The following is a 23,108-nucleotide window of genomic DNA, read 5'->3' as shown; positions in this document are numbered from 1 at the left end:
TTGCACTGCAGATTTACGCCCATTAACCAGCTTGAACTTTTTCCTTTAATCTTTTTCCTTTTTCCTCCCGCGCAAAACCGCTGGAAAATTAGCATTGAAGCGGAGCCGGAATCCGTTTCGCTTGTCCGTTTTCACTCGCGCCATGATCGGCGCCAAATCACATGGACAAAAAGAACACCATTATCGGAATCCTGCTCATGGCGGCGGCGATGTTCCTGTTTACGCAGGAAGTCAAGAAAAGCCAGCAAGCGGCAGAGGACGAGCGCGTGCGCCAGGAGCAACTGCCTGAGCAAGCGCCTGACAGCGCTACCGAGGCCGACCCAGCTGCCCCGAAAAAGCAATCTCTGCCCTCCAGTGGTTCCGAGACCCGCAGCCTTTTCTCCGCCGATGAGCCAGAGAGCGATCTGCCAACCATCGCGCAGGAGGAGTCCGAGCAGCCCGAGCAAACCTACGAGCTGGCCAACGAACACATCCGCGTGACCTTCACCAGTAAGGGCGGCGCGATTAAAAATGTGGCCTTCATCGACGTGATGCCCGACGGCCGTCTCAAGTATCCGGCCACGCTGAACAGCGACGAGCCCTACCTCTTTGGTGCCGGCTCGGAGAAGCCAGCCCTCGCGATCAGCTTTGACGAAGACAAGGATGGTATTCCGGACGAGTTCAAGCCGGACTTCCAGGTCACCAAGCATGAGCCGGAAAAGGGCATCATCCAGTTTGCCTATCAGGATTCCTCCGGCGGCGCGATTATCCGCAACTACGTGCTGACTGAAGAGGGCGGCGAAGGCGATCCCTACGTCATTAAGCACGACACGCACATCGTCAACAAAGGCGACCAACCGCTGCCGCTGCAGGCAATTTACCTGAACGTTGGCTCCGCGCCTCCGACCAAGGGCGACGTGCGTAAGGAATTCCTGAACTTCGGCTACTACGCCGCCGGGGACGCCGAATTCCTTAAAATGAGCAAGTTTACCGGCTCGAAGGGCTTCCTGGGCATTGGCTCGAATCCGCCTCGCAGCTTCGTCGATGAGCAGTTTGTGGACGAGGCTGGTCAGGGCTTTGTTGTCTGGGCCTCGGTCAAGAATCAGTTTTTCACCACGGTCCTTACGCCGACCGACGCGCTCGGCACCGGTATCTTCGCCAAGCCGATTGACCTCAGCGACACCATTGAAGACCCGGACCTCCAGCAAGGCCTGACCGGGGCCATGGAGTTCGACTTCGGCTCGGTCCCGGTGGGCGAAAAGAAGTCCATCCAGACCACATTCTACGTCGGGCCCAAGGAATACTTCCGCCTCAATGCGATGGGGCAGGACCAGGACGAGATCATGCAGTTCGGCTTCTTTGGCGGGATCAGCAAGATTCTTCTCTGGGCGCTGATCAGTATTCATGGCCTGCTCGTTCACGTTGCGCCGACCTGGGGCTGGGGCTTCTCGATCATCATCCTCACGGTCATCATTAAGGCCATGCTCTGGCCGCTGACGCAGGTGCAGGTGCGCTCCGCCAAGGCGATGAGCAAAATCCAGGGCCCGATGAAGGAGGTCCAGGAAAAGTATAAGGACAACCCGCAAAAGTCGCAGCAGGAGATGATCAAGCTCTTCAAGGAGCACAAGATCAACCCGGCCGCCGGCTGCTTGCCGATTGTGCTGCAAATTCCGATTTTCCTCGGCCTGTTCTACATGCTGCGGACTTCTTCCGACCTGCGTTTCTCGCCATTTCTGTGGATCAAGGACCTCTCCGTGCCGGACACACTGCCCTTCATGCCGGATTGGTTCCACCTGCTGCCGCTCTTCATGGCGGGCGCGATGGTCATCCAGATGCGCATGACGCCGACGCCGACCACGGACAACATGCAGCGCAAGGTCTTCCAGTTCATGCCGGTGATCTTCCTGGTCTTCTGCTATAGCTTCCCGTCTGGCCTCGTGCTTTACTGGACTGTGCAGAACTGTATTTCCATCTTCCAGCAGTGGCTGACCAACCGCAAGCGCGACGAGGAAGACACCAAAACGGACGACAAAGTCATCGACGTTTCCGAAGCGCAACCTGCCAAGAAAGCCGCCAAAAAGGCCGGCCAAACTCCGAAAAAGGGCGGTAAGAAAAAGCGCTAGGCCTGATTATATCATTGAAAGGCACCGCCGAAAATTATCAGAAATAACGTTTAAAACCCCGCATTCACCATGTCAGGACACTCAAAATGGGCCACCATTAAGCGCCACAAGGCGGCGATCGACGCCAAGCGTGGCAAAATTTTCAGCGTCATCTCCAAGGAGTTGACCATTGCCGCGCGCGACGGTGGTGGCGACCCTGAGTTCAACCCCCGCCTGCGGATGCTCATCATCAAGGCAAAGGGTTCGAACATGCCGGCGGACAACGTGGACCGCGCTATCAAGAAGGGCACCGGCGAACTCCCGGGCGTCGTTTATGAAGAGCTCGTTTACGAAGGCTACGGTCCGGGCGGCGTCGGGGTGATCGTCGAAGTCACGACTGACAACAAAAACCGTTCCGCCTCCGAAGTGCGCTCCACCTTTACCAAATGTGGTGGCAATCTGGCGGGTGCCGGTGCCTTGGCGTTCAATTTTCAGCGCAAGGGGCAGTTCATCATCTCCTCCGACAAGACCGACGAGGAAACCCTGATGGAAGTCGCCCTCGAAGCCGGTGCCGATGACATCGTCAACAACGATGACCACTTCGAAGTCACCTGCGAAATGGCGGAATTCGACGCCGTGAGCACCGCACTCAACGACAAGGGTATCGAGCCCGATAGCTCCGAGCTGGCCTACATCCCGAACACGTTGGTGCCCGTCACTGATGCAGATGTGGTTAAGCAAGTGCTCCGCCTTACGGAAACCCTCGACGACCTGGAAGACGTCAAGGCCGTGTGGGCCAATTACGACATCGACGAGTCTTTATTAAGTTCGTAGGTTTGAATGTTTGAAGGGTCGTAAGTGTTCGCGACGAAACTTTCCAAACTTCAAACAGACTACTCCTTTACGACTTTCAAACTTCCCAACCTCCCAACTTTCGAACTTTTAAAAAATCATGTTCACCTGGCTGCAAACCCACATCCAGAAGCACCACAAGATTATCTTCGGCATCATTCTGGTGGTGGTGATTATCTCGTTCGTGTTTACCATTGGTAACTTCGGCGGCTTCGGCAATCCGACCAATCCCAACGCCGGTCCGCGCGACTTCTACGGATTCAACATGAACTCCGCCCGCGACGTGCAAGCACTGGAGCGCTGGACCACGATTTCGCTCGCTCTGGAGAGCCAGCGCATCTCTGATCAGTCAGTGTCCTATGGTGTCATGCAGCGAGCGGTGATGCTCAACCTGGCCGCCCAGTTGCAGATACCCGAGCCGACGCAGGAGCAGTTTCAAGCCTATGTTGGAGAGCGCCCGGCTTTCCAGGATTGGCGCACCGGCCAGTTCAGTCAGGAAATGTATACTCAGTTCGTCGACTCGTTCAAAAACAACCCAAACATGACCGAGGACACGCTGATCACTGCGCTTTCGCAGGACTTTCGCATCGATCAGGTGGCCCAGGCGCTGGGTGGCCCCGGCTACGTGATGCCTTATTTTGCGGTTGAGGAAATTAAGCGCCGCGACACCAAATGGTGGGTCGAGATTGCGCGCATGGACGCCGCAAACTTTGCGCCCGACTTGACGATTAACGAAGAGGTTCTACGCCCGTTTTACGAAGAAAACAAAGCCCGCTACGAAACCCAGCCGGAAATCATCGCCGAGTATGTTTCTTTCCCGGTGTCGGATTTTATTAATGAAGTCGCCGAGCCGACCGAGGGTGAGCTAAGCGCCGTTTATAACCAAAATCGCGCCAAGTGGCCCAAGAACGAAGAGGGTGTCACCAAGCCGCTCGCCGAGATCAAGGACCAGGTGATCGCCAAATACAAGGAAGACAAGGCCCAGGAGTTGGCGCTGACCGAGGCGAACAAACTCGCTGTTGCGCTTTACGACACCACTTACGAAGCCGCGCGCAAGGGGAACGACCCCAAGAGCGTGCCGCTCGATGCGCTGTTTACCGAATTCAAGGTGGAGCCCAAGGAGCTGCCGCCATTCAGTGCGAGCAAGCTCGATGTGGGTGGCGTGATTCCGCCTGCTGGCCTGGAGCAAGTGCTTGCGCTGGACGACAAACGTTTCTACACCGACGGCATCAAGACGCCGGAAGGCGCGGCCGTGGTGCTGGTTAAGGAAACCGGCGCAACACGTATCCCCGAGATGCAGGAAGTTTATGACCAAGTCGTTGCGGACTACACGCAATACGAGCGTCTGCGCCAGTTCGACCTCAAGGCGCGCGACGCCGAGGTGGAGCTACAGGCTGCCGTTGATGCTGGTAAGGACTTCAAAGCCGAGGCCGAAACGCTCGGGTTTAAGGTGCAGGCCTTCGACGATTTCAGCGTGATGCAGAAGCCGGAAGGCATCGACAACTTCGAGCTGAGCGCGCTCAGCGAAATGCAGGAAGGCGAGGTCTCCAACCTCGAAGAGTTTAACGACGTCGGCACGATCATCTACGTCAAGAAAACTGACATCCCGGAAGTCTCACCGGACTCGGAAGAAGTCGTTTCCGAGATGGATCGCATGCAAAGCCGTATCGCAATGGCCACCGAGGGCAGCATCGTCAACGAGCTCATCGCAATCGGCAACAAAAAGCTGGAGGCAGAAGACCAGTCAGCTCTGTAGCAACCTGCGAGATCTTTACAACCGAAACGCCCGCCTTCGATTTACGAAGGCGGGCGTTTTGTTAAACAAGATTGACGGAAAGTTACAGTAAGGGGGCTTAACCGCGGCGTCGCGTCAGGTAGGCCATGGCCAGCGTCGCCAGGCCCAGCAGGGTAGCGTAGGTGGAGGGCTCAGGGACGGGCGTGTAGTCAGTGCCGGAATCAGAGGTCACGGTGATCTCTGCCGGTTCGCCGCCGATTTCAAAGCCATCCAATTGAAAGCTGCCGGCGGCGTAGGCTTGCGCCAAGCTGGCAAGTGTGTCTTCAGCATTGGCCGTTACGCGCGTATTCAGAGACGTGCTATACGAGAAGTAGAGAGAGTCGCCTGGATTGAGCAGGACGGCAATGGAGTCGGTATCAGAATCAGTCAGGTTGAATCCATTGGAACTCGCCACGATGCTGCCGACAAATTGACCGGCCGGGTTCGTCACGACGCCCTCGCCATTCTTCGTCGGGATAAACACCGAAAGGGAAAACACCGAGTCGAGCTCGTTGATGTCAGAGCCTGGGCCAAACGACACGGCGGTCTCGCCGGAAATGGTGAAGTTGACCGTAAAAGGCACGGCGGAGTCGAATGACAGCATATCTTTACCGCTGATCAAGCTCGCGTAGCTATTAGCATAGGTGTCGGCCATCATGTTTGCCTGGGCTGCGGCTTCGCTGCTGATCGCTGCGCTGTTGTAGGTGACGGTCCCTCCGGCGCTTGCGTTATAGCTACCGCCCGGGCTGCCATCAGTCAGCGAGGTGGTATACATGCCACTGAGGTTTACGACTTCTGTGTCGGCGGGCAGGTCGTTGTCGGCAGGGGCCGAGCCGTTTGAGAAAAACGTACCGCTAAGGCTGTCGTATTGGGCTTGGGCAGTGGCCACGCAGCCTAGGAAACCGATCAGCCCGAGGCTGGTTTTAAGCGGCATTTGGATAGAGTTGCGAGGTGGGCGAGTAAGGATGGATAGTCTCATAGCAGTCGTTGGTGGGTCTTAATGGTCTTTGCGCTTAGATGACTTTAGACACTATAAGCATTTGGAATCGTGGCAATCGGATATTTTTCGATGGGGCGCTTCGGAGATATTTTTAGGGGATCGGCTTAGTGTTATTGGGTAACAAAAACGCCCGCCATCCATAGGGACGGCGGGCGCTTCTGCTGATGCTTCGCGGGGAAGCGTTAGCTAGCCTTATTGAAGAAATTGCGAACGCGGGCGACCGCGTAATCGCGATTCATCTTAGCGATGAAATCCAGGGTGATCTCCTTCGGGCACACCGCCTGGCATTCGCCATAGTTGGTGCAGTTGCCGAAACCAGCAGTGTCCATGGCCTCGACCATTTTCATGACGCGCTGGTCCTTCTCGGCCTTGCCCTGCGGAAGCAGGTTGAGGTGGCCGACTTTGGCGGAGGTGAAAAGCATGGCCGAGCCGTTCGGGCAGGCCGCAACGCAGGCACCACAGCCGATGCAGGCGGCGGCGTCCATGGCCTCATCCGCGATGGGCTTGGGGATCGGAATTTCGTTGGCGTCGGGGGCCGAACCGGTGCGGGCGGTGATGAAGCCACCGGCCTGGATGACCTTGTCAAACGCGGTGCGGTCGACGACGAGGTCCTTCACCACGGGGAACGCTTTGGCGCGCCAGGGCTCGATGGTGATCGTGTCGCCGTCCTTAAAGTGGCGCATATGCAGCTGGCACGCAGTGGTGGCGCGCTCGGGGCCGTGGGCCTCGCCGTTGATGACGAGCGAGCACATGCCGCAGATGCCTTCGCGGCAGTCGTGGTCGAACGCGACCGGTGCCTCGCCTTTCTCCACAAGCTGCTCGTTCATGATGTCGAGCATCTCAAGGAAGGATGAGCCTTCGTCGACGTCGGGCAGCTCGTAGCTGACGAATTGGCCCTTGGTGTCAGAATTCTTTTGTCGCCAAATCTTTAGGTGTAGTTGCATGGCTGAGATTAAAAATTAAAGATTAAAAATTAAAGTATCGGTAACTCGAAACTCGCGACTGGTTGACTACTTGTAAGAACGCGTCGCCATGTGAACGACTTCGTAGGTGAGCATTTCCTTGTTGAGCTTGGGCTCGACGTCGTCGCCCATGTATTCCCAGACGCCGGCGAAGGCAAAATTCTCGTCGTCGCGCTTGGCTTCGCCTTCGGAGATGAGGCCTTCCTTGACCTCGGGGTCGTTGGGCATGGACTGGTGCTCGACGCGGAAATGACCGCCGCAGGACTCCTCGCGCATGAGGGCGTCGCGGCAGAGCAGCTCGCCGAACTCCAGGAAGTCGGCCACGCGGCCAGCACGCTCCAGCTCCTGGTTTAGCTCGTCGCCGTCGCCGAGGACCTTTACGCGGCTCCAGAATTCCTTGCGCAGCGCCTGGATTTCCTTGATCGCTTCTTCGAGGCCTTGCTTGGAGCGGGCCATGCCGCACTTGTCCCACATGATCTTGCCGAGGCGCTGGTGGAAGCTGCGTGGGCTTTCGTCGCCCTGGATGGAAAGCAGTTTGTCGATGCGCTCGCGGACTGACTTCTCCGCAGCCTCGAAGGCCGGGTGGTCCGAAGTGATTTTGCCCGCCTTGGCGATGCCTTGCTCGCCCAGGTAATTACCGAGCGTGTAGGGCAGAACGAAATAGCCGTCGGCCAAGCCCTGCATGAGGGCGGAGGCACCGAGGCGGTTCGCACCGTGGTCGGAGAAGTTGGCCTCACCCGCGACGAACAAGCCGGGGATGTTGCTCTCCAAATTGTAGTCCACCCAGAGGCCGCCCATGGTGTAGTGAACGGCAGGGTAGATCATCATCGGCGTCTCGTATGGATTGTCGCCGGTGATGCACTGATACATGTCAAAGAGGTTGCCGTAGCGTTGGGCAATGGTGTCCTTGCCGAGGCGCTTGATCGCGTCGCGGAAGTCCAGGAACACGCCCAAGCCAGAGGAGGCGACGCCACGACCTTCGTCGCAGGCTTCCTTGGCGGCGCGGGAGGAAATGTCGCGTGGGGCCAGGTTGCCAAAGCTCGGGTACTTGCGCTCCAGATAATAGTCGCGATCATCTTCGGCGACGTCGCTGGCCTTAAGCTCACCCTTGCGAATTTTCTCGGCGACGGCCTTGTCCTTGGGGGCCCAGATACGGCCATCGTTGCGGAGCGACTCGGACATGAGCGTCAGCTTGGACTGCTGCTCGCCGTGGACCGGAATGCAGGTCGGGTGGATCTGCGTGTAGCACGGATTGGCGAAGCCGGCGCCTTTCTTATACGCGCGGTAGGCGGCGGTGACGTTGCAACCCTGCGCGTTGGTCGACAGGAAGAAGACGTTGCCGTAACCACCGGTAGCGAGGACGACGGTGTCGCCGGCCCAGCGCTCGATCTTGCCGGTCACGAGGTTGCGGGTGATGATGCCCTTGGCGTGCTGCTTACCGTCGTCGTCATCGACGAGGACCAGCTCCAGCATTTCGTGGCGGTTATACATCTTGACCGCGCCGAGGCCGATCTGCTTGGAAAGCTGTGAGTAAGCGCCGAGGAGCAGCTGTTGGCCAGTCTGGCCGCGAGCGTAAAACGTGCGGGAAACTTGCGCGCCGCCGAAGGAGCGGTTGGCCAGCAGGCCGCCGTATTCGCGGGCGAAGGGAACGCCCTGCGCGACCATTTGGTCGATGATGTTCACCGAGACTTCGGCGAGGCGGTGGACGTTGGCCTCGCGGCTGCGGAAGTCGCCACCCTTGACGGTGTCGTAGAACAGGCGGTAAACAGAGTCACCGTCATTCTGGTAATTCTTAGCCGCGTTGATGCCGCCCTGGGCTGCGATCGAGTGGGCGCGGCGCGGGCTGTCCTGATAGCAGAAGCACGACACCTGATAGCCCATCTCCGCGAGGGAGGCTGCCGCCGAAGCGCCTGCCAGGCCCGAGCCGACCACGATGACGTGGTATTTCCGGCGATTGGCCGGGTTGACGAGCTTGATCTTGCCCTTGTGGAGCGACCATTTCTGGTCCATCGGGCCTTCGGGAATGTTGGAATTCAGTTCCATGGCAATGTGCGGTGTTTGAAAATTAGTGGGCGGGGGCGGACTTGGCAGGGGCGTTGGCCCAGGCGGCTTCCTTTTCGGCGAGGTAGCCGGAACCGGCACCAGCCAGCACGGCAGCGGGGATCGAAGCAAAGCCGATGAAGATCAGGCCGGCAAAGGCTGCCGCGGCTAGCTTCAGCTTCGGGCGCCAGGACTCATTGCGCAGGCCGACAGACTGGAACATCGAGTGCACACCGTGGCTGAGGTGCATGCAGAGCAGCCCCATGGTGACGATGTAGAACAGCGAAATGATCGGGCTGGAAAAGCCGCTGACCATCATTGCGTAAACGTCGAAGTATTCCAGCTGCACGTGGGCGACCTCAATGGTGGACTCGCCAATGGTCTGGTTGTAATCCTCCGGCACGACGCGCGTGGTGTATTGGAGGATGTGGAAAACGATGAACGCCAGGATGAGCACGCCGGTGATCGGCATGGTGCGTGAGGCGTAGGTGGCCACGTTGGTCTTTTGGCCGAGGTAAGACTCCGGCCGTGCTTCGCGGTTTTCCTTGGTCAGCAGGATGGCCATCCACACGTGGACAGCGAGCATGAGCAACAGGAAGCCGCGGATTGCCCACAGGCTGAACGGCGCGCCAGGCAGGTGATGCAGGTGATAGGCATAGGCGTTAATTACTTCCGGGCCCATGAAAAACTGGAGATTCCCCAGCATGTGTCCGAGAATGAAACCAACCAGGACAAGCCCGGATATGGCCATTAAGTATTTCTTAACTAGCGAAGGAATGCGACAGGGTTTAGATGTGCTCATAACGGAAGTCGTATAAAAGTCCGACCAATTGCAGTTAGCTCATAAAAAAAGCTAATGCAAGAGTTTGTGCGGTAGTGGGCAAATATCAATGCCCTAAACGCCCTTATTCACCGGATATAAGCTAGGCTATGGCTCATATAATAAGCGATTCTGGAGAATGAGACTTGTTCGCGTTAAGGGGGCATCCGAGGTGAGTTCAGTATGCGGAATGCTAATGCTGGGAGGGCGGTTGGAGTAGTCGGTGGGCGGGGAAGTCGGGCAACGTTTGCGCGACCAATGGCGACTGCCATTTGCAATCACTGTGTGCGTGGTTTATGGGTGTGATATGGCAGATTATGACCTCAAAGGACGCGTGGCGCTGGTGACCGGCGGCGGAGAAGGTATTGGCCGGGCAAGTGCGCTGGCACTGGCCAAGGCGGGTGCCAAAGTCGGTGTTTTGGGGCGCACGATGGAGAATATCCAGAAGACGGCTGACGAGATCCAAGACGCCGGCGGCGAGGCGCTGCCAGTCCTGGCCGACATCACGGAAGCGGATAAAATGCAGGCCGCGATGGATGAGTTGGTCGAGGCTTATGGCCGACTGGACATTGTTTTCGCCAACGCGGGCATCAATGGCCTGTGGGCACCGATTGAGGAAATGTCGCCCGAGGATTTTGCCAAGACGATCAACATCAATGTCAACGGCACGTTCCACACGCTGAAGTTCGCCTATCCCTACATGAAAGAAAACGGCGGGTCGATGATTGTTACGGCGTCGATCAACGGTACGCGGGTGTTTTCCAACACGGGCGCAACGGCCTATTCGGCGTCCAAGGCGGCGCAGGCGGCTATGGTTAAAATGCTGGCGCTGGAGTTTGCCAGTGAGCGCATTCGCGTGAATGTCATATGCCCGGGAGCGATCGAAAGCAGCATCGATGACAACACAAGTCATGGCTCCCACGATGCGGGTGAACCCGTCGAATACCCCGAGGGCCAGGTTCCCCTGACCGATGGAAAATCCGGCTCGGCGGAAGACGTTGCCAAGCTCGTGCTTTACCTATCGAGCGACGATTCCCGGCACGTTACCGGCACAGAGATCTTTATCGACGGTGCTCAATCGCTCCTGATTGGGTAGCGGCGATTGCAAGGTTTATTCGTGGTAAGTGATTTCGCGGACGACGCGCTCGTAGCTTTTAAAAAGCTCTTTGCCGTCGGCATCCAGAAATGAAGATACGACCTCGCGTATCAGCCAGTTGTTTTGTTCATCTAGCTCCGTGTATTTGTAAGTTTTTTGAACGGTGAAGCGCTTGTCCTTGAAGAAGTTAATGGTCATCGCGCTCTCATCGCCATTCTCGTTCCACTGGATGTCGAGCACTGCGGAGCGCACGCCGGCCGGTTCCTCAAAAACGAGGTGACGCTCTTTGTTGTTTGGATTTCGCAGAATCGAAAATCTCTTCAGCATTTTCCCTCGGGCACTCTTGGTAAAACCGTTATCTTCGAAACCATTCTCGGTGAATGTCGTGACCTCGGTTTCGCCGGTTGTCTCCTCAACGCTGGCCAGGCGTCTTCCTTCTTGGTCGAGTAGGATTTTATAGGTCTTCTTGCCGTCTTCGTCGGTCTCTTCGGATCGAGTCCAGGTGCCGTCGTCGTCAAAGGAGTTGAGTGTCGACTCCACGAGCTCGCCCTCGCTGTCGTATGTCTTGTCTTCGATCAGGCTGCCATGGATGTCGTAGAGTTCGATTTCGCTGTCTTCCTCTTGGTAAATCCCGTTGTCGTCTGCTTTGTGGGTCACTTCTTTCACGCGCTTGACCTTCCCTTTGAGGTCGGCCTGGACGGCATCGGTGGCCATGAACTCTTGGTGCGCGGGCTTTGCCGAGAGCGTTGCGGCGAAGACAAGAGCGAGTAGTCCGCCGAGAATTGAAGTTGCGGGAAATCGTGTCATGGGAAATCGTTGGTTGATGCGTTCGGGCAAAGTGTGGCAAGTGCCCTCGGCTCGCTGAAAACCTACGGACGGCCGATATGACGGTAAAGTATATTATGCCTGTGGAGGTCAATTTCGCACATGCTGCGCTTGGTGGGCGGAATGTGGTTTCAGCGCCATTTGGGGCGATTATGCTGTCGAACCAAGCGGTATGGGCGTTACCGCACCGCTGCGTCGCGTTCTTCGAGGAGCTTGACGTAGACTTCTGCCCAGCGGGCGTTGAGGTAGTCGGGCTCCAGGGGGCGGAGGGTCTTGCGGTTGACGTAGGGGAAGTCGCGTTCGCCGTTGACCAGCTGGGTGATGATCCCGGCCAGTTGACGCGCGTCGTTGGTGGGGAAGGTGAGGCCGTTCTCGGGCGGTTTAATCAAATCCGCGGCACCAACGGAGTCACTGGCCAAGACGGGGGCACCAGCAAAGAGCGATTCAACCACGGCCATGCCAAAGGGGTCGTTTTCAGCGGGGTGCACGAGCAGGTCGATCTCGCTGAAGAAGTCGTTGACGTCGTTTTGGTGGCCGCGCCATTCCACGATATTTTCCAGTTTGTGCTGCTCGACTAGGGAACGCAGCTTTTGGGCGTAGTCGCGGGAGATAGCCTCGTCCAGCGGGTCGCCGATGTGGATGAACTTTACGCGGGTGCGCAGTTCGTCCGGCAGCAGGCCCAAGGCCTCCAGGATGATTTCCCAGCGCTTCCACTCCGCGATAATACCGCAGCCGCCGAGGGTGAGGTTTCGCTGGCTGCCCGGGCCGAAAAAGGGTGGCTTGGTCTTGCCGGGGCGGCGGTGGATGGGCGTTACGCTGCCCGGAATGCAGTCGCGCCAGTTGTCGGCGGGCAGTCCGTAGTAGCGCTTCATGGACGGGCAGAGGAAGATCATGCGGTCGGCCATGATCCGGTGGGCGAGCCGGTAAAACCACTTATGGCTGCCGTTGCTGTGGATGGTCACCACGGTCTTTTGGTGTCCAAGCAGGGCGAGGGTGATCCCGATCAGGACTCCGCCGCGCGAGTGCCCGTGGAAGATTAAACTACGCTCCCGGACGAGTTTGCGGCGCAGCCAAATGACTTGCTTTAGGCTGTCGAACACGGCCTTGGGCGAGACGAGTGAGCTATAGTCGCCCTCTTCGATGCGCAGCAGCTTCATGTGGGGTGCCCGCGTTTGCTGGAATCCCTTTTGAGCGATGAGGATGTTGCGCGCGCCATTTTGACGCGTCACCGAGCGGATGTAGGAGAGTGTGCCGCCTACATCCCTGGCGGCTCCCACAAAGTGTAAAACTGTCGGGCCGCGGTCATCGTGCATTGGTGGGGGTTATAGAGGATTCCCTCCGCGGGCAAAAGATTAAAGTTTGGGCGGGGGTGGTGAACGGCGCTATGGGGTGGCGCGGACCGTCTCGGTCCGCAAGGATTGAGGTAGAGATCGAGACGGTTCTGAAAAAACGTTTTGCGCTACACCGCCTTTCTGGAACTGATGACGATTGTAGCCACTGCTTGCGGACCGAGACGGTCCGCGCCACCTTTTAAGTTACCACCCCTGATCGCTCTGCCATTTGCACAATGTGCAAATCTACCGGTCCAGCCGGAGGCTGGCATTTCCTGTGCAAAGGCTTGCGGCGGGTGGGGAATTATCTTTTAGTGGGATGTTGCAGTCCTGTTTTTCCCGAAGACGCCTCTAATCGAAGCGAATGCCGCCCGTTGTTCACACCGTTACGGAGTTAATCCGTCAATTTCCCCTTCGCCGTTTCATGCACTTTGGCGAAGAGCATCGCAGCGACTGGATTAGCCCGATTTGCATGGCGATTTTGGGCGTCATGGGGGTGTTTTTCATTTATTCGGCGCAAAAATACCTGGGCGGCGGTGCCTGGAAGATGCAGATTCTCTGGCTGGTTATTGGTGCGGTGGCATACACCGTCGTCTCGCTGGTTAACTATAAATTTTACCTCGAAAACGCCCACATATTTTACTGGGCGAGTGTGGCGCTGCTGGCACCGCTGGCCCTGCAGGCAATCATATATGACGTAGGCTCCAGTCAGGGGATTGCCGCCTTAAAATCCTTCAAAATCCCTCTGGTGGAAACGCGTTGGGGGTCCACGCGCTGGATTGACTTCGGGCCCATGTCGATCCAGCCCTCGGAAATTGCCAAAATCGGGGCGCTGATGATGGTCGCCAGCCTGCTCGCCCGTTCAGAGGTAGGGACGTTCCGGGAGTCGATTAAGGTCTTGATAAAAGTGGGGATAGCATTTTCAATCCCAGTGTTTTTGATTTTCCTGCAGCCCGATTTAGGGTCTTCGCTGGTTTTTCCTCCAATGGTCTTCAGCCTGCTTTACGTTTCCAAGTTATCGGAGAAGTTCTTTGCTACGGTTTTCGGTTTATTCCTCCTGGCAGTGGCTTTGGTAGCTGTGGATGTGTACCGGTATCAGGACTTCATGAAGGAAAACGGGTATGACCCGTTGCGGGACACGGGTCGCTACGAGGAGCAGTCCTTGTTGCCGCTCAAGGATTATCAACGTAACCGGATCCTGGCCTTTGCCGCACCCTCGGTCGTAGACCCGCGGGGCACTGGTGTGGCCTGGAACCTCAACCAATCACTTTACGCTGTCGCCGGCGGCGGGTTAACGGGCAAAGGACTGGGTGAAGGCACTCAGGCTAAGCTCGGCTACCTGCCACCAACGGTGGCCACCAACGATTTCATTTTCGCGGTCCTGGCTGAGGAGTCGGGATACGTCGGCGCTCTAATTGTCTTAACCCTCTTTTTTGTATTGGTCGCAAATGGCATCCGAATCGCCGGGATGTCTCGTGACCGCTTCGGCGCCTTATTGGCCGTCGGAGTCTCCGTAATATTAATGATCCACGTATTCATCAACATCGGCATGACGATCGGCCTGATGCCCATTACCGGGCTTCCGCTGCCGTTCCTCAGCTACGGTGGTTCCTTTGTTTTAAGCTGCTGTATCCTGCAAGGCCTTATCCAGAGCGTTTATCGCTATCGACGCGATTTCTCCTGACGCCTGCCTGTAAAAACCGGCGCAATGTGCGCCGGATGCTGCTGTTTTAAACACCGGAGCCGCTGGCCGATGCCTTAACCATTAGGCTAGTCCACAATGACTCAATCAACCAAGAACACTGATACCATCGACCCCAAAACCCACGAAGAACTCCAGAAACCCCCGAAAGAAGAAATTATCGAACATATTCCGGCGGAAAAGCTGAAGAAAGAATCACGCTCTCGCGCCAAGAAACAACCTATTCTCCAAAAAATCGCACGCGCCTTGTCTGCCCAAAAGCACGAACCCTATCGCGAACTGATCATCAACGCCGAACCGCTCGAGACGCGCGTCGCCCTGCTGGTGGACGGTGTTCTGGACAAGTTCGAAGTCGAGCGCACCGGCGAGCAGCGCATGGTCGGTGCCATCTTCAAGGGTAAGATTCAGAATCTGGAAAACGGCCTCAAGGCCGCCTTCGTTGACATCGGTCAACCCAAGAACGCATTCCTGCACTACTGGGACATCATTCCTGGCGCGCAGGAAGACAACTCGATCGAAATTGTCCGCGACACCCGCTCTGAGGAAAAGCGCAACAAGAAGATCGAAAAGCCGAATCTCAAGGACATTCCCAAGATGTTCCCGATCGGCACGGAGATCATCCTACAGATCACCAAGGGGCAAATCGGCTCCAAGGGCCCGCGCACCACGACGAATCTCGCCATCCCTGGCCGCTTCCTCGTGCTTATGCCGTTCAGCGGCCAGTGCGGTGTTTCCCGCAAAATCGATAACAAGGAAGAGCGCGACCGCCTGAAGACCATTCTCCGCGGGCTCAAGATTCCCGAGGGCATGGGCGTCATCATTCGCACCGCCGGTGAGGGCAAGAAGACGCGCTATTTCGTGCGCGACCTCTACATGCTCCTCAAGAAATGGGAGGATATCCAGCACCGCCTCAAGACGCAGGATGCACCCTGCATGCTTTACCAGGAGCCGGATATCATCGAGCGCACCGTGCGTGACTTCCTCACCGAAAACATCGACCGCGTGCTCGTCGACAGCGACCAGCGCCACAAGGCGATGATCGAGTCGGTCAACCAGATTTCCCCGCGCTCGCGCCGCAAGATCGCGCACTTCACGGACGACATTCCGATCTTCGAGCGCTTCAACATCGAGCGCCAGATCGAGCAGACCTTCCAGCGTCGCGTGCCGCTGCCTGGCGGCGGTGAGATCGTCATCGAAGAGACCGAGGCCCTCGTCGCGATCGACGTCAATACCGGCGGTCACCGTGGCAAGGACAAGGACGGCAAGAATTACATCGTCAACGTGAACCTGGAGGCGGCGTCTGAGATCGCCCGCCAGATTCGCCTGCGCAACATCGGTGGCCTGATCATCATGGACTTCATCGACATGAAGGCCAAGAAGGACCGCAACGCCGTGCTCGGCCGCATGCGCAAGGAGATGGCGATGGACAAGGCCAAGAGCCATATTCTGCCCATCAGCCCGCTCGGCATCATGCAGATGACGCGTCAGCGCCACTCGGAGAGCCACAGCTCGGGCATCTACGAAGGCTGCCCGTATTGCTCCGGCAAAGGCATCGTCAAGAGCCCGCGCAGCATGAGTGTGGAGATTCAGCGTCGCCTGGTGTCGATCATCCGCCACGTCCGCGCGGGTGATCAAAATGTCGGCCGCGAGCTGAGCCTCCGCGTGCTGATTCACCCGACAAACCTCGAGCGCCTGCGTCGCGAAGACGCCCAGCACTTGGTCGACATCGAAAAGGCCTACAACGTCCAGTTGTCCTTCCGCGCCGACCCGGCCTACCACGTGGAGAACTTCCGCATCCTCGACGCCGAAACCGGCAAGGAGATGCGCTAGTATTGAACCTTTACCAACGCCCGTCAGCTACTTGCTGGCGGGCGTTTTTTTTTGTAAAAAGTGGCGTGGAGTGGCGGATCGCGAATTTCCACATTCGCCTATAACCTACCACAATTTAAAATTTCAGATAGATAGTAAGCGAATGTGGAAATTCGCGATCCACCAGCGTTCGCGTTCCACGCACGCCAACAATACCATTGATTTTCCGTCGGTCGGCATAACAATTCAGGCATGCATCTCCGCGCACTATCCCTTGTCTTCCTCGCCCTGACCTCGTTGCTCCATGCGCAGCGCTACGACCCGGAACTGCTGGGGCGCTGGAAGGTGGAGTTCCAGATCCCGCCCGAGAAGGAAATCGTTGAGGCGCAGTTGCAGTCGCTCAACCTCGGCTACCTGATGGGGCGCATCGACATGCCGACGCTCGATCCGCTGATCATTACCATCTCGCGCAACAAGTTTCTGATTCAGTCCGATGGCCAATTTCTCGAAGCGTATAATTGTGTGCTCGAAGATAACAGCATCGTAATTCTGGACCGGCAGCAAAAGCTGTCGCCGATCCCGCGCGAATATTTTTACAAGCTTGAGGGCAACGAACTCGTGCTGACCGGATCGCTGAACAAGATCAACAATCTCCCGGTCACGCTGAAGCTGCGCCGCGTCATGGCGATCCCGGAATACGGCGACGGCTCGCGGGGCTGGATGTCGCGCCAGGGCTTCCTCGACGTCGGCACGCTGAGTCAGTTTGCCAACAACCAGGTGATTATCGAGCGACGCGAGAACAAGCCGATCAAGCTACACGTTGGTCAGCTCATGCCGTTGGACCAGCTATCCCTGCATGAGCCGGAGCTGGTGCGCCCCGATCGTATTCAGCCGACTTTTGAGGAAGAGAAACAGCGCTTCCTCGGCTTGCCTTACCCGATTATCGAGACGACGGAGGAGGCGATTTCGCCGGTGTTTTTCACGAAGGAGTATTTCTTCGACGAAGACAAAATGGACGAAGGCTACCTCCTCACGCTTTACAATACCGACGAGGGACTCATCAAGTTTCGCGCCCATGGCAGCGGAGGTGGCACCAGCCGCGGCGCACTCAACATCCGCTACATGAAGGACCGCAAGGACAACGACCGCATGATCGTCTGGATCAACGATGAGGAAATCTTCGAACGCCCGCTGGAAGAAGTCCAGCGCGAGCAAGCCAAGGCCGCCAAAGACGCCGCGAAGTCGGAAGCCGCAGACAAAGATAAGTCTGTGAACAAGGCCGATGCAGGCACGGGCGACGCAGCGGCAGAGATGATGTAATTAGAGAAACAGGAAGATCGGGAAGGACGGGAAGTTTCCATCTGCCAGCTCCTTTCGTGCGCTACGTTCTTGGCAATCAAGGGCACGGGCGTCACCCAATCTTTGCTTATGTGAAAATAATTCATACTGCGCGCGGCGGCTTGCTGTTGGCGCGGTTATGGTTAGGGTTCAGGATTTGCACCACTCGATATTCAACCTAGCAATTTTATCATGAGCACAGTTACTGAACTACCCGAATACATCGACGGTTTGCCGAACGTTGCCGGCGCCGAATCTTTGATTGAAGAAACCATTGCCGAGGCGGGCAAGAAGTCGCCTTACGCGGGCGATGGTTCCATCAATTTCGATAACATCAAAGCCGCCGCCGCGATTGCGCTGCACCAGCACCAGCCGCTGATTCCCCAGCGCACGGGCAACCTGCAAACCGCGCCGCTGATCAGCAACCTCCGCCACATGCGCGAGCATCCCAGCGAGGGCGACAACCACAACTGGCAGGCCTTTGCCTGGTGCTACAAACGCATGGGCGAATTTGTGCCCGAGCTCGTGGGTGCCGGGAAGGAGCCGCGCTGCATGCTGGAATACTCCGGCACGCTGTTCCACGGCCTGCGTGACATGGGGCTCAACGACGTCATTGAGTCGCTGCAAGGCATCACAATGAACCCTGACTACTGGCGCTGCATTGAGTGGTTGGGCATGCCGTGGGGCCACGCGGTGGCACCCTCGACTCCGGTCCAGGACTACCGTCTGCACGTGAAGGCGTTCCAGCAGCACTTTGCCTCGATCTTTGGTCTGGAGGCCCTGGGCCGCGTGCGTGGTTTCTCTCCGTCCGAAATGGCGCTGCCGAACCAGCCCGACGTCGCCTACGAATTCGTCAAAACCCTCGTGGACTGTGGTTTTGAGTGGGTCCTCGTGCAGGAGCATACCATCGAGCTGCCGGAAAATGGTCACGGCCCGCAGGCCAAGCACCTGCCGCATCGCCTGGTGGTGCGCAACAGCAATGGCGACGAAGCCAGCATCATCGCGATCATTAAGACGCAGGGCAGCGACACCAAGCTTGTCGCCCAGATGCAGCCTTACTACGAAGCGCAAAGCCTCAGCCGCTGGGAATTGGCGGGCAAGCAGGTGCCGCCGATCGTTACGCAGATCGCCGATGGTGAAAACGGTGGCGTGATGATGAACGAGTTCCCCGGCAAGTTCAAGGAAGTGGCCCACCAGGCCAGCCACACGGACACGCCGCTAATGAACGTTTCCGAATACTTGGACAAGCTCTTTGCGATGGGCATCAAGGTGACGGATCTTCCCGTCTGCCAGCCCGTGCACCAGAAGAAAATCTGGGACAAGGTAAAGCCCGGCTGCGGCCCCAAGAAGCTCGAAAAAGCCATTGAGGAATGCAAGGCAGAGGACCATCAGTTCCACATGGATGGCGGTTCCTGGACGGACAACATTTCCTGGGTCAAGGGTTACGACAACGTGCTCGGGCCGATGGAAGAAGCCAGCTCAGCCTTCCACGAGAAGGTGCTCAAGCCCGGCTGCCCGACCGACGAGACCCGCTATCGCAACGCGCTCTTCCACCTGATGAGCTCGCAGACCAGTTGCTATCGCTACTGGGGGCAAGGTGAGTGGACCGACTTCGGGCGCGAAATCTGCCGCCGCGTTATCGCCGTTTGCGAGAACGATTATTGATCGAACTATCTTCAAAAAACGAAAGCCCGATCCGGTAATGCCGAATCGGGCTTCTTTTTTTGATCGTAAATAATGCCTACTCGTCCGTCTCGCCGCGGCGGGCTTCCAACTGGGTGCGAATCTCGGCCATGCGCTCTTCATTGAGCGGGTAATACCACAGAATGATAAATGCGAGGACGTTGGACACCGCTGGCACCGTGCTAAAGAGCACGCGCATCATGAAGAGCGAATCCGGGTTCTGATCCGCGCCCAGCTCGGCGTTGAAACCGGTCACGTTTAGCATGATGCCGGACAGGCCAAAGGTGAAGGCGAAGGTTACCTTGGTAATCCAGTTGCCCACGGAGCCGAACATGCCCTCGCGGCGGGCCCCGTTCTTGAGCTCGTCGTAGTCGCATATGTCGGCCTTCATGGAGGTGGTAATCGTCCAGAAACCGGCGGCCAGCGGTGCCATCATGAGCTGCGAGATAAACAGCAGGTAGTGATGATCCTGACTGTAGAAGAAGAACTTACTGATTGAGGCGACAAAACCAAGCACCACCATGCAACGCATCGTGAAAAGCTTGCCCATGTTTTTGCCCATCCAGTTAATGAGGAAAAGGGAGAGGATGGCACCGCCGGTAAAGGCGTTGGCCGCCATGGCCCAGAGGATCGAGCCAGCCTGGATGTCGCCCTCAAACATATAGTAGTAGCAGACGTAGGGCCCCATGGCACCGACCATTTGGCTGCCGATGCCGGTCGTGAGGATGATGGCCGTAAGGATGAGGAAGGCTTTGTTCTGGAACGTAAGTTTGAGCCCGGTAAAGAACGGAAACTTCTTCGCCTTTTGCGCAATGTGGTAATACCTCTCCTTGACGAATATCGCCGGTAAGACACCGCCTAATATAATCGCGACGACGACATACCAACTGAGAAATCTTATGCCGTTCATCGTCCCGCCAAACACCGAGGCCTGCGCAATCGGGAACACCCAGGGAATGCCAATGCCAAACAGGAAACTGAAGAACATCTTGTAGCTGGAGACCACGGTTCGCTCATGGTAGTCGGGCGTCATTTCCAGCCCTAGGGTGTGGTAGGGCACGCTCTGGATCGTCGCGCACAGGTAGAAGAAAATCATCGCGAACATGTACCACCAGAAGATCGCTTCCGGGCTCCAGCCCATCGGCACGCGCCACATGATCCAGAAGGCAAAGGCGACCAGAAATGAGCCAGCAAAAATGTAGGGGCGTCGGCGACCCCAGCGTGATTTGGTGTCGTCGGAGATCTTTCCCATGATGGGGTCGGTAAACGCATCGATCAGGCGCGAGAGTCCGAGGACAAAGCCGATCTTGGCCGGATCGACCAACAGGGTGATATTAAAGATCGAGTAAGACAGGCCCTTCACGCCATCTCCAGCCAGCTGGAAGCTGCCAGAACCGGCACCATACATGATCTTTTCTTTTAGGGGGACCTTGTCTTTTTCGGCGGTAACATGCTTCGACATGTAGAATATATCATAGGCTTGATATTTTGCGTCAATCTAAATATCAAACTTGTTATATTACTGCTAAGCCCGTGGTTGAAATGCCGACTCCGCTATTTCCAATCTGGTCTAAGTTCCGGACTGAGTGCTTTTCCGCGCTGCTTCAGCTCAGTCGATTGGCTCGTCGCTTGATCACAGAGATTCCTGCGACAGGCACTGGCCAAGCCAGTCTGAGGTGCTCAAGTCGCCTGGCTGAGCACGATCATGCACTGCGGCCTGAATCCTAGCCGAGCGAGTTGAAAGTGCCGCTAACTTATCTTACCAAGCGCCGAGGACCTGATTAGAGATATTCTCGGCGAGCTGTCGGGTCAGCACCGGCATGGCCTGATATTCGGACTGGATGAATCCACCCGAGGTAAAGGCTTGCTGCTCCGCGGTGACCGGGAAGTTTTCCAGATAGACTTCGCCGGTCTTGTTGTTCTTCAGCGTGACCCAGGCGGTCAGGTAGAGATTGAAGCCGCGCGCGGCTTGCGTGTCTCTCGCTTCGGTGGCGGAAACGGCCTTCTGGTAATCTACCAGGATGACCTCCAGCGTCGCATCGGCACCGGGTTCAGCGGTCTTGACGCGGCCACTTTGGTTGAGGTCGGTAATGATTTGCGAGGCGAGGGTTACCTCCGCCTGCGGTGCAAAAGATCGGTTGATGATCGGCTTTACGTAGACCGTTTTGAAGGGGACTACAGCCTTGTCACCCAGTTGGTAGTTGGCGCAGCCGGGGGCCAGCCACAGGCAGAGCAGGGCAGGGACCAGGAAAAGGAAGCGCATGGCTTTGAGTGGCAATGGCATCGCTTAACCTCCGGCGGGAATGTCCTGGTTTTCAGCCTGCTCCTTCTGGAACTGGTCGACTTCCTTCTGATCTTTATTTTCCGGGCCAGGCGGGTTGTAGGGGATCATTTCGTCGGGTTCGAGCGGCTGTTGCGGGAAGGGCACCAGCGCGCCGGTAGCCGGGTCGACCATGTAATCTTCGATCGGGGCACCCACGCCTTCGTATTCCTTGACGTCGTCACCCGAGACTTCTTCCAGCGCCTCGGCACCCGGAGTTTCGAGGAATGCCTCAGACTGCTCGATCTGGAAGGCCTGGTCTTCAAGCGCATCGATCTTGGACTGGTCTTCGTAGGCGGTGTAGCTCGGGCGCTGGTAGCGGCCAAAAATCCAGTCAACCGGTGTCATCGGCGGCTCGGCACCGGAGTCGATCTTGGCGATCATCTCTTCAGCCTTTTTTGCGGTGGATGACTGCGGGTCCACGGTGATGGATTCACTATACATCACGCGGGCAGCACGCGGGTTGTTGCGATACTTCCAGTAAAAATCGCCCACCTCGTACTTACTCTCGGCGAGGGTTTCGCGCATGTAGTAGAGACCGGCTTCGGCTTCATAGGAGCCGGGATTGTCCGGATAAAGGATCAGGTAGTCCTGGTAAAAGCTGACGGCTTCGCGGGTCGCACCTTGGTCCCAGGACGGGCCTTGGACGAGGGACGCGTAAACGTCGGCCAGTTGCAAATAGGCGTCCGGCGCGAGGATGCTCTGCGGGTAATTGTTGATCAGGCGGTCAAGCGCGTCGATCGCGTCTTCCGGCTTGTCGTTATCGCGCGAGAGCAGCGCGATGTTCATCAGGGAAAGTGGCGCGTAATCGCTGAACGGTGCAGCGGCGACGATATTCTCATAGAGTTCGATACCCACTCGGTAATCCGGGAACCACGGCATGAAACCCCACAGATACGGGATATCGCCATCCTGCACCTTTTCCGCGAGCAAATACATGGCCTCGACGACGGCGTTGAAATTATCGTAGTTCGGGTATTTCGCCAGGATGATTTCAAACTCCTCCTGGGCGCTTTGGAACTGGTGGCGCTTGGTGTAGAGCACGCCGCGCTGGTAGTGGGCCTCCGGCGCGTAGATGGACTCCGGGTAATCGTCGACTACTTCTTCGTAGAGGTCGAGTGCGTCACCATAGTCGCCATCTTCCTGTTGGGCGCGGGCTTCATTCATGAGCTCCAGCGCGGTGGCGTGATTGGCGTCGGATAATTCGTTGCCGAAGAGCGCCTGGGTGGCACCACCTTCCATTCGCCAGCCACCTTCGGGCGTCCAGATCAATTTCGCCTGCGCGACCGACATGGATAGCGCCGCTGCTGATAGAATGAGTGCGAACTGGGAATGTTTCATAGCTGCCACGTGTTCATCTAAAGATGGCTAGGCGGGCGCTAGCAAGCCGAATTCCCGCATCAATTTTCAGTTTCCGTTTTAAAAGATCAAATCAGTCAGGAATTTGCGGAAATTCTTCTTTCAACTGGCGACCA

General features: G+C 57.1%; 17 protein-coding genes. 8 read left to right on the top strand and 9 right to left on the bottom strand.

What is annotated here, in order from left to right:
• The first annotated feature begins 161 nt into the window (after nt 1-161).
• The 3 genes from yidC to O3S85_RS18815 all read left to right on the top strand — a co-directional run bounded on the left by yidC (nt 162) and on the right by O3S85_RS18815 (nt 4,689).
• The gene (gene yidC / locus O3S85_RS18825) at nt 162-2,102 is read left to right on the top strand and encodes a membrane protein insertase YidC (protein WP_269542476.1); all 1,941 of its coding nucleotides are present in this window, start codon (nt 162-164) and stop codon (nt 2,100-2,102) included.
• A gap of 69 nt (nt 2,103-2,171) precedes the next feature.
• On the top strand, nt 2,172-2,915 hold the full coding sequence (locus O3S85_RS18820) for a YebC/PmpR family DNA-binding transcriptional regulator (RefSeq protein WP_269542474.1): 744 nt from the start codon (nt 2,172-2,174) through the stop codon (nt 2,913-2,915).
• A 118-nt stretch (nt 2,916-3,033) separates the two neighbouring features.
• The gene (locus O3S85_RS18815; RefSeq protein ID WP_269542471.1) at nt 3,034-4,689 is read left to right on the top strand and encodes a peptidylprolyl isomerase; all 1,656 of its coding nucleotides are present in this window, start codon (nt 3,034-3,036) and stop codon (nt 4,687-4,689) included.
• Between the two features lie 97 nt (nt 4,690-4,786).
• On the opposite strand, the gene O3S85_RS18810 is transcribed toward O3S85_RS18815, so the two are convergent.
• From O3S85_RS18810 to O3S85_RS18795, 4 genes are all read right to left on the bottom strand, one after another.
• Nucleotides 4,787-5,641 (bottom strand): PEP-CTERM sorting domain-containing protein, encoded by an 855-nt coding sequence (locus O3S85_RS18810; RefSeq protein WP_269542468.1) that lies wholly within the window; start codon nt 5,639-5,641, stop codon nt 4,787-4,789.
• A gap of 248 nt (nt 5,642-5,889) precedes the next feature.
• Entirely contained in the window at nt 5,890-6,651 is a 762-nt protein-coding gene (locus tag O3S85_RS18805) for a succinate dehydrogenase/fumarate reductase iron-sulfur subunit (RefSeq protein WP_269542465.1), read from the bottom strand.
• A gap of 66 nt (nt 6,652-6,717) precedes the next feature.
• Nucleotides 6,718-8,712, bottom strand: coding sequence for a fumarate reductase/succinate dehydrogenase flavoprotein subunit (locus tag O3S85_RS18800; protein ID WP_269542463.1), 1,995 nt, complete (start codon nt 8,710-8,712; stop codon nt 6,718-6,720).
• Nucleotides 8,713-8,734: 22 nt separating this feature from the next.
• Nucleotides 8,735-9,511, bottom strand: coding sequence for a succinate dehydrogenase cytochrome b subunit (locus O3S85_RS18795; protein ID WP_269542460.1), 777 nt, complete (start codon nt 9,509-9,511; stop codon nt 8,735-8,737).
• 325 nt (nt 9,512-9,836) lie between these two features.
• Here O3S85_RS18795 and O3S85_RS18790 point away from each other — a divergent pair, with 325 nt between their 5' ends.
• Nucleotides 9,837-10,625 carry an SDR family oxidoreductase gene (locus tag O3S85_RS18790; protein WP_269542458.1) on the top strand — a complete coding sequence of 263 codons (789 nt, stop codon included), beginning with the start codon at nt 9,837-9,839 and terminating at the stop codon, nt 10,623-10,625.
• A 15-nt stretch (nt 10,626-10,640) separates the two neighbouring features.
• Here the strand turns inward: O3S85_RS18790 and O3S85_RS18785 are convergent, their stop codons facing one another.
• Together O3S85_RS18785 and O3S85_RS18780 are read right to left on the bottom strand one after the other, a co-directional pair.
• The gene (locus O3S85_RS18785) at nt 10,641-11,432 is read right to left on the bottom strand and encodes a hypothetical protein (RefSeq protein ID WP_269542455.1); all 792 of its coding nucleotides are present in this window, start codon (nt 11,430-11,432) and stop codon (nt 10,641-10,643) included.
• A 197-nt stretch (nt 11,433-11,629) separates the two neighbouring features.
• Entirely contained in the window at nt 11,630-12,763 is a 1,134-nt protein-coding gene (locus tag O3S85_RS18780) for a glycosyltransferase (RefSeq protein WP_269542451.1), read from the bottom strand.
• A gap of 382 nt (nt 12,764-13,145) precedes the next feature.
• Here O3S85_RS18780 and O3S85_RS18775 point away from each other — a divergent pair, with 382 nt between their 5' ends.
• From O3S85_RS18775 to O3S85_RS18760, 4 genes are all read left to right on the top strand, one after another.
• Nucleotides 13,146-14,465: an FtsW/RodA/SpoVE family cell cycle protein gene (locus O3S85_RS18775; protein ID WP_269542448.1), complete on the top strand. Its 1,320-nt coding sequence runs from the start codon at nt 13,146-13,148 to the stop codon at nt 14,463-14,465.
• A gap of 96 nt (nt 14,466-14,561) precedes the next feature.
• Nucleotides 14,562-16,313, top strand: a complete 1,752-nt coding sequence (locus O3S85_RS18770; RefSeq protein ID WP_269542445.1) for an Rne/Rng family ribonuclease — start codon at nt 14,562-14,564, stop codon at nt 16,311-16,313.
• Nucleotides 16,314-16,544: 231 nt separating this feature from the next.
• Entirely contained in the window at nt 16,545-17,612 is a 1,068-nt protein-coding gene (locus O3S85_RS18765) for a hypothetical protein (RefSeq protein ID WP_269542442.1), read from the top strand.
• 210 nt (nt 17,613-17,822) lie between these two features.
• Nucleotides 17,823-19,295 (top strand): polysaccharide deacetylase family protein, encoded by a 1,473-nt coding sequence (locus O3S85_RS18760; protein WP_269542440.1) that lies wholly within the window; start codon nt 17,823-17,825, stop codon nt 19,293-19,295.
• Between the two features lie 76 nt (nt 19,296-19,371).
• Here O3S85_RS18760 and O3S85_RS18755 read toward each other — a convergent pair whose 3' ends face one another.
• From O3S85_RS18755 to O3S85_RS18745, 3 genes are all read right to left on the bottom strand, one after another.
• The gene (locus O3S85_RS18755) at nt 19,372-20,775 is read right to left on the bottom strand and encodes an MFS transporter (RefSeq protein ID WP_269542437.1); all 1,404 of its coding nucleotides are present in this window, start codon (nt 20,773-20,775) and stop codon (nt 19,372-19,374) included.
• 297 nt (nt 20,776-21,072) lie between these two features.
• Nucleotides 21,073-21,597, bottom strand: coding sequence for an LptE family protein (lptE, locus tag O3S85_RS18750; protein ID WP_269542434.1), 525 nt, complete (start codon nt 21,595-21,597; stop codon nt 21,073-21,075).
• A 3-nt stretch (nt 21,598-21,600) separates the two neighbouring features.
• Nucleotides 21,601-22,974 carry a tetratricopeptide repeat protein gene (locus O3S85_RS18745; protein ID WP_269542431.1) on the bottom strand — a complete coding sequence of 458 codons (1,374 nt, stop codon included), beginning with the start codon at nt 22,972-22,974 and terminating at the stop codon, nt 21,601-21,603.
• Between the last annotated feature and the right edge of the window lie 134 nt (nt 22,975-23,108).

This window comes from Cerasicoccus sp. TK19100 (assembly GCF_027257155.1).
GTDB lineage: Bacteria > Verrucomicrobiota > Verrucomicrobiia > Opitutales > Cerasicoccaceae > Cerasicoccus > Cerasicoccus fimbriatus.
The sequence above is the reverse complement of the archived record's forward strand: the minus strand, read 5'-3'. Positions and strand labels throughout refer to the sequence as shown.

What these genes read in the sequence shown, in the direction of transcription:
- lptE (WP_269542434.1), bottom strand. Translation starts at nt 21,597, where the DNA reads ATGCCATTGCCACTCAAAGCCATGCGCTTCCTTTTCCTGGTCCCTGCC.
- O3S85_RS18785 (WP_269542455.1), bottom strand. Translation starts at nt 11,432, where the DNA reads ATGACACGATTTCCCGCAACTTCAATTCTCGGCGGACTACTCGCTCTT.
- O3S85_RS18805 (WP_269542465.1), bottom strand. Translation starts at nt 6,651, where the DNA reads ATGCAACTACACCTAAAGATTTGGCGACAAAAGAATTCTGACACCAAG.
- O3S85_RS18780 (WP_269542451.1), bottom strand. Translation starts at nt 12,763, where the DNA reads ATGCACGATGACCGCGGCCCGACAGTTTTACACTTTGTGGGAGCCGCC.
- O3S85_RS18775 (WP_269542448.1), top strand. Translation starts at nt 13,146, where the DNA reads ATGCCGCCCGTTGTTCACACCGTTACGGAGTTAATCCGTCAATTTCCC.
- O3S85_RS18820 (WP_269542474.1), top strand. Translation starts at nt 2,172, where the DNA reads ATGTCAGGACACTCAAAATGGGCCACCATTAAGCGCCACAAGGCGGCG.
- O3S85_RS18755 (WP_269542437.1), bottom strand. Translation starts at nt 20,775, where the DNA reads ATGTCGAAGCATGTTACCGCCGAAAAAGACAAGGTCCCCCTAAAAGAA.
- O3S85_RS18815 (WP_269542471.1), top strand. Translation starts at nt 3,034, where the DNA reads ATGTTCACCTGGCTGCAAACCCACATCCAGAAGCACCACAAGATTATC.
- O3S85_RS18765 (WP_269542442.1), top strand. Translation starts at nt 16,545, where the DNA reads ATGCATCTCCGCGCACTATCCCTTGTCTTCCTCGCCCTGACCTCGTTG.
- O3S85_RS18800 (WP_269542463.1), bottom strand. Translation starts at nt 8,712, where the DNA reads ATGGAACTGAATTCCAACATTCCCGAAGGCCCGATGGACCAGAAATGG.
- O3S85_RS18745 (WP_269542431.1), bottom strand. Translation starts at nt 22,974, where the DNA reads ATGAAACATTCCCAGTTCGCACTCATTCTATCAGCAGCGGCGCTATCC.
- O3S85_RS18760 (WP_269542440.1), top strand. Translation starts at nt 17,823, where the DNA reads ATGAGCACAGTTACTGAACTACCCGAATACATCGACGGTTTGCCGAAC.
- O3S85_RS18810 (WP_269542468.1), bottom strand. Translation starts at nt 5,641, where the DNA reads ATGCCGCTTAAAACCAGCCTCGGGCTGATCGGTTTCCTAGGCTGCGTG.
- O3S85_RS18795 (WP_269542460.1), bottom strand. Translation starts at nt 9,511, where the DNA reads ATGAGCACATCTAAACCCTGTCGCATTCCTTCGCTAGTTAAGAAATAC.
- yidC (WP_269542476.1), top strand. Translation starts at nt 162, where the DNA reads ATGGACAAAAAGAACACCATTATCGGAATCCTGCTCATGGCGGCGGCG.
- O3S85_RS18770 (WP_269542445.1), top strand. Translation starts at nt 14,562, where the DNA reads ATGACTCAATCAACCAAGAACACTGATACCATCGACCCCAAAACCCAC.
- O3S85_RS18790 (WP_269542458.1), top strand. Translation starts at nt 9,837, where the DNA reads ATGGCAGATTATGACCTCAAAGGACGCGTGGCGCTGGTGACCGGCGGC.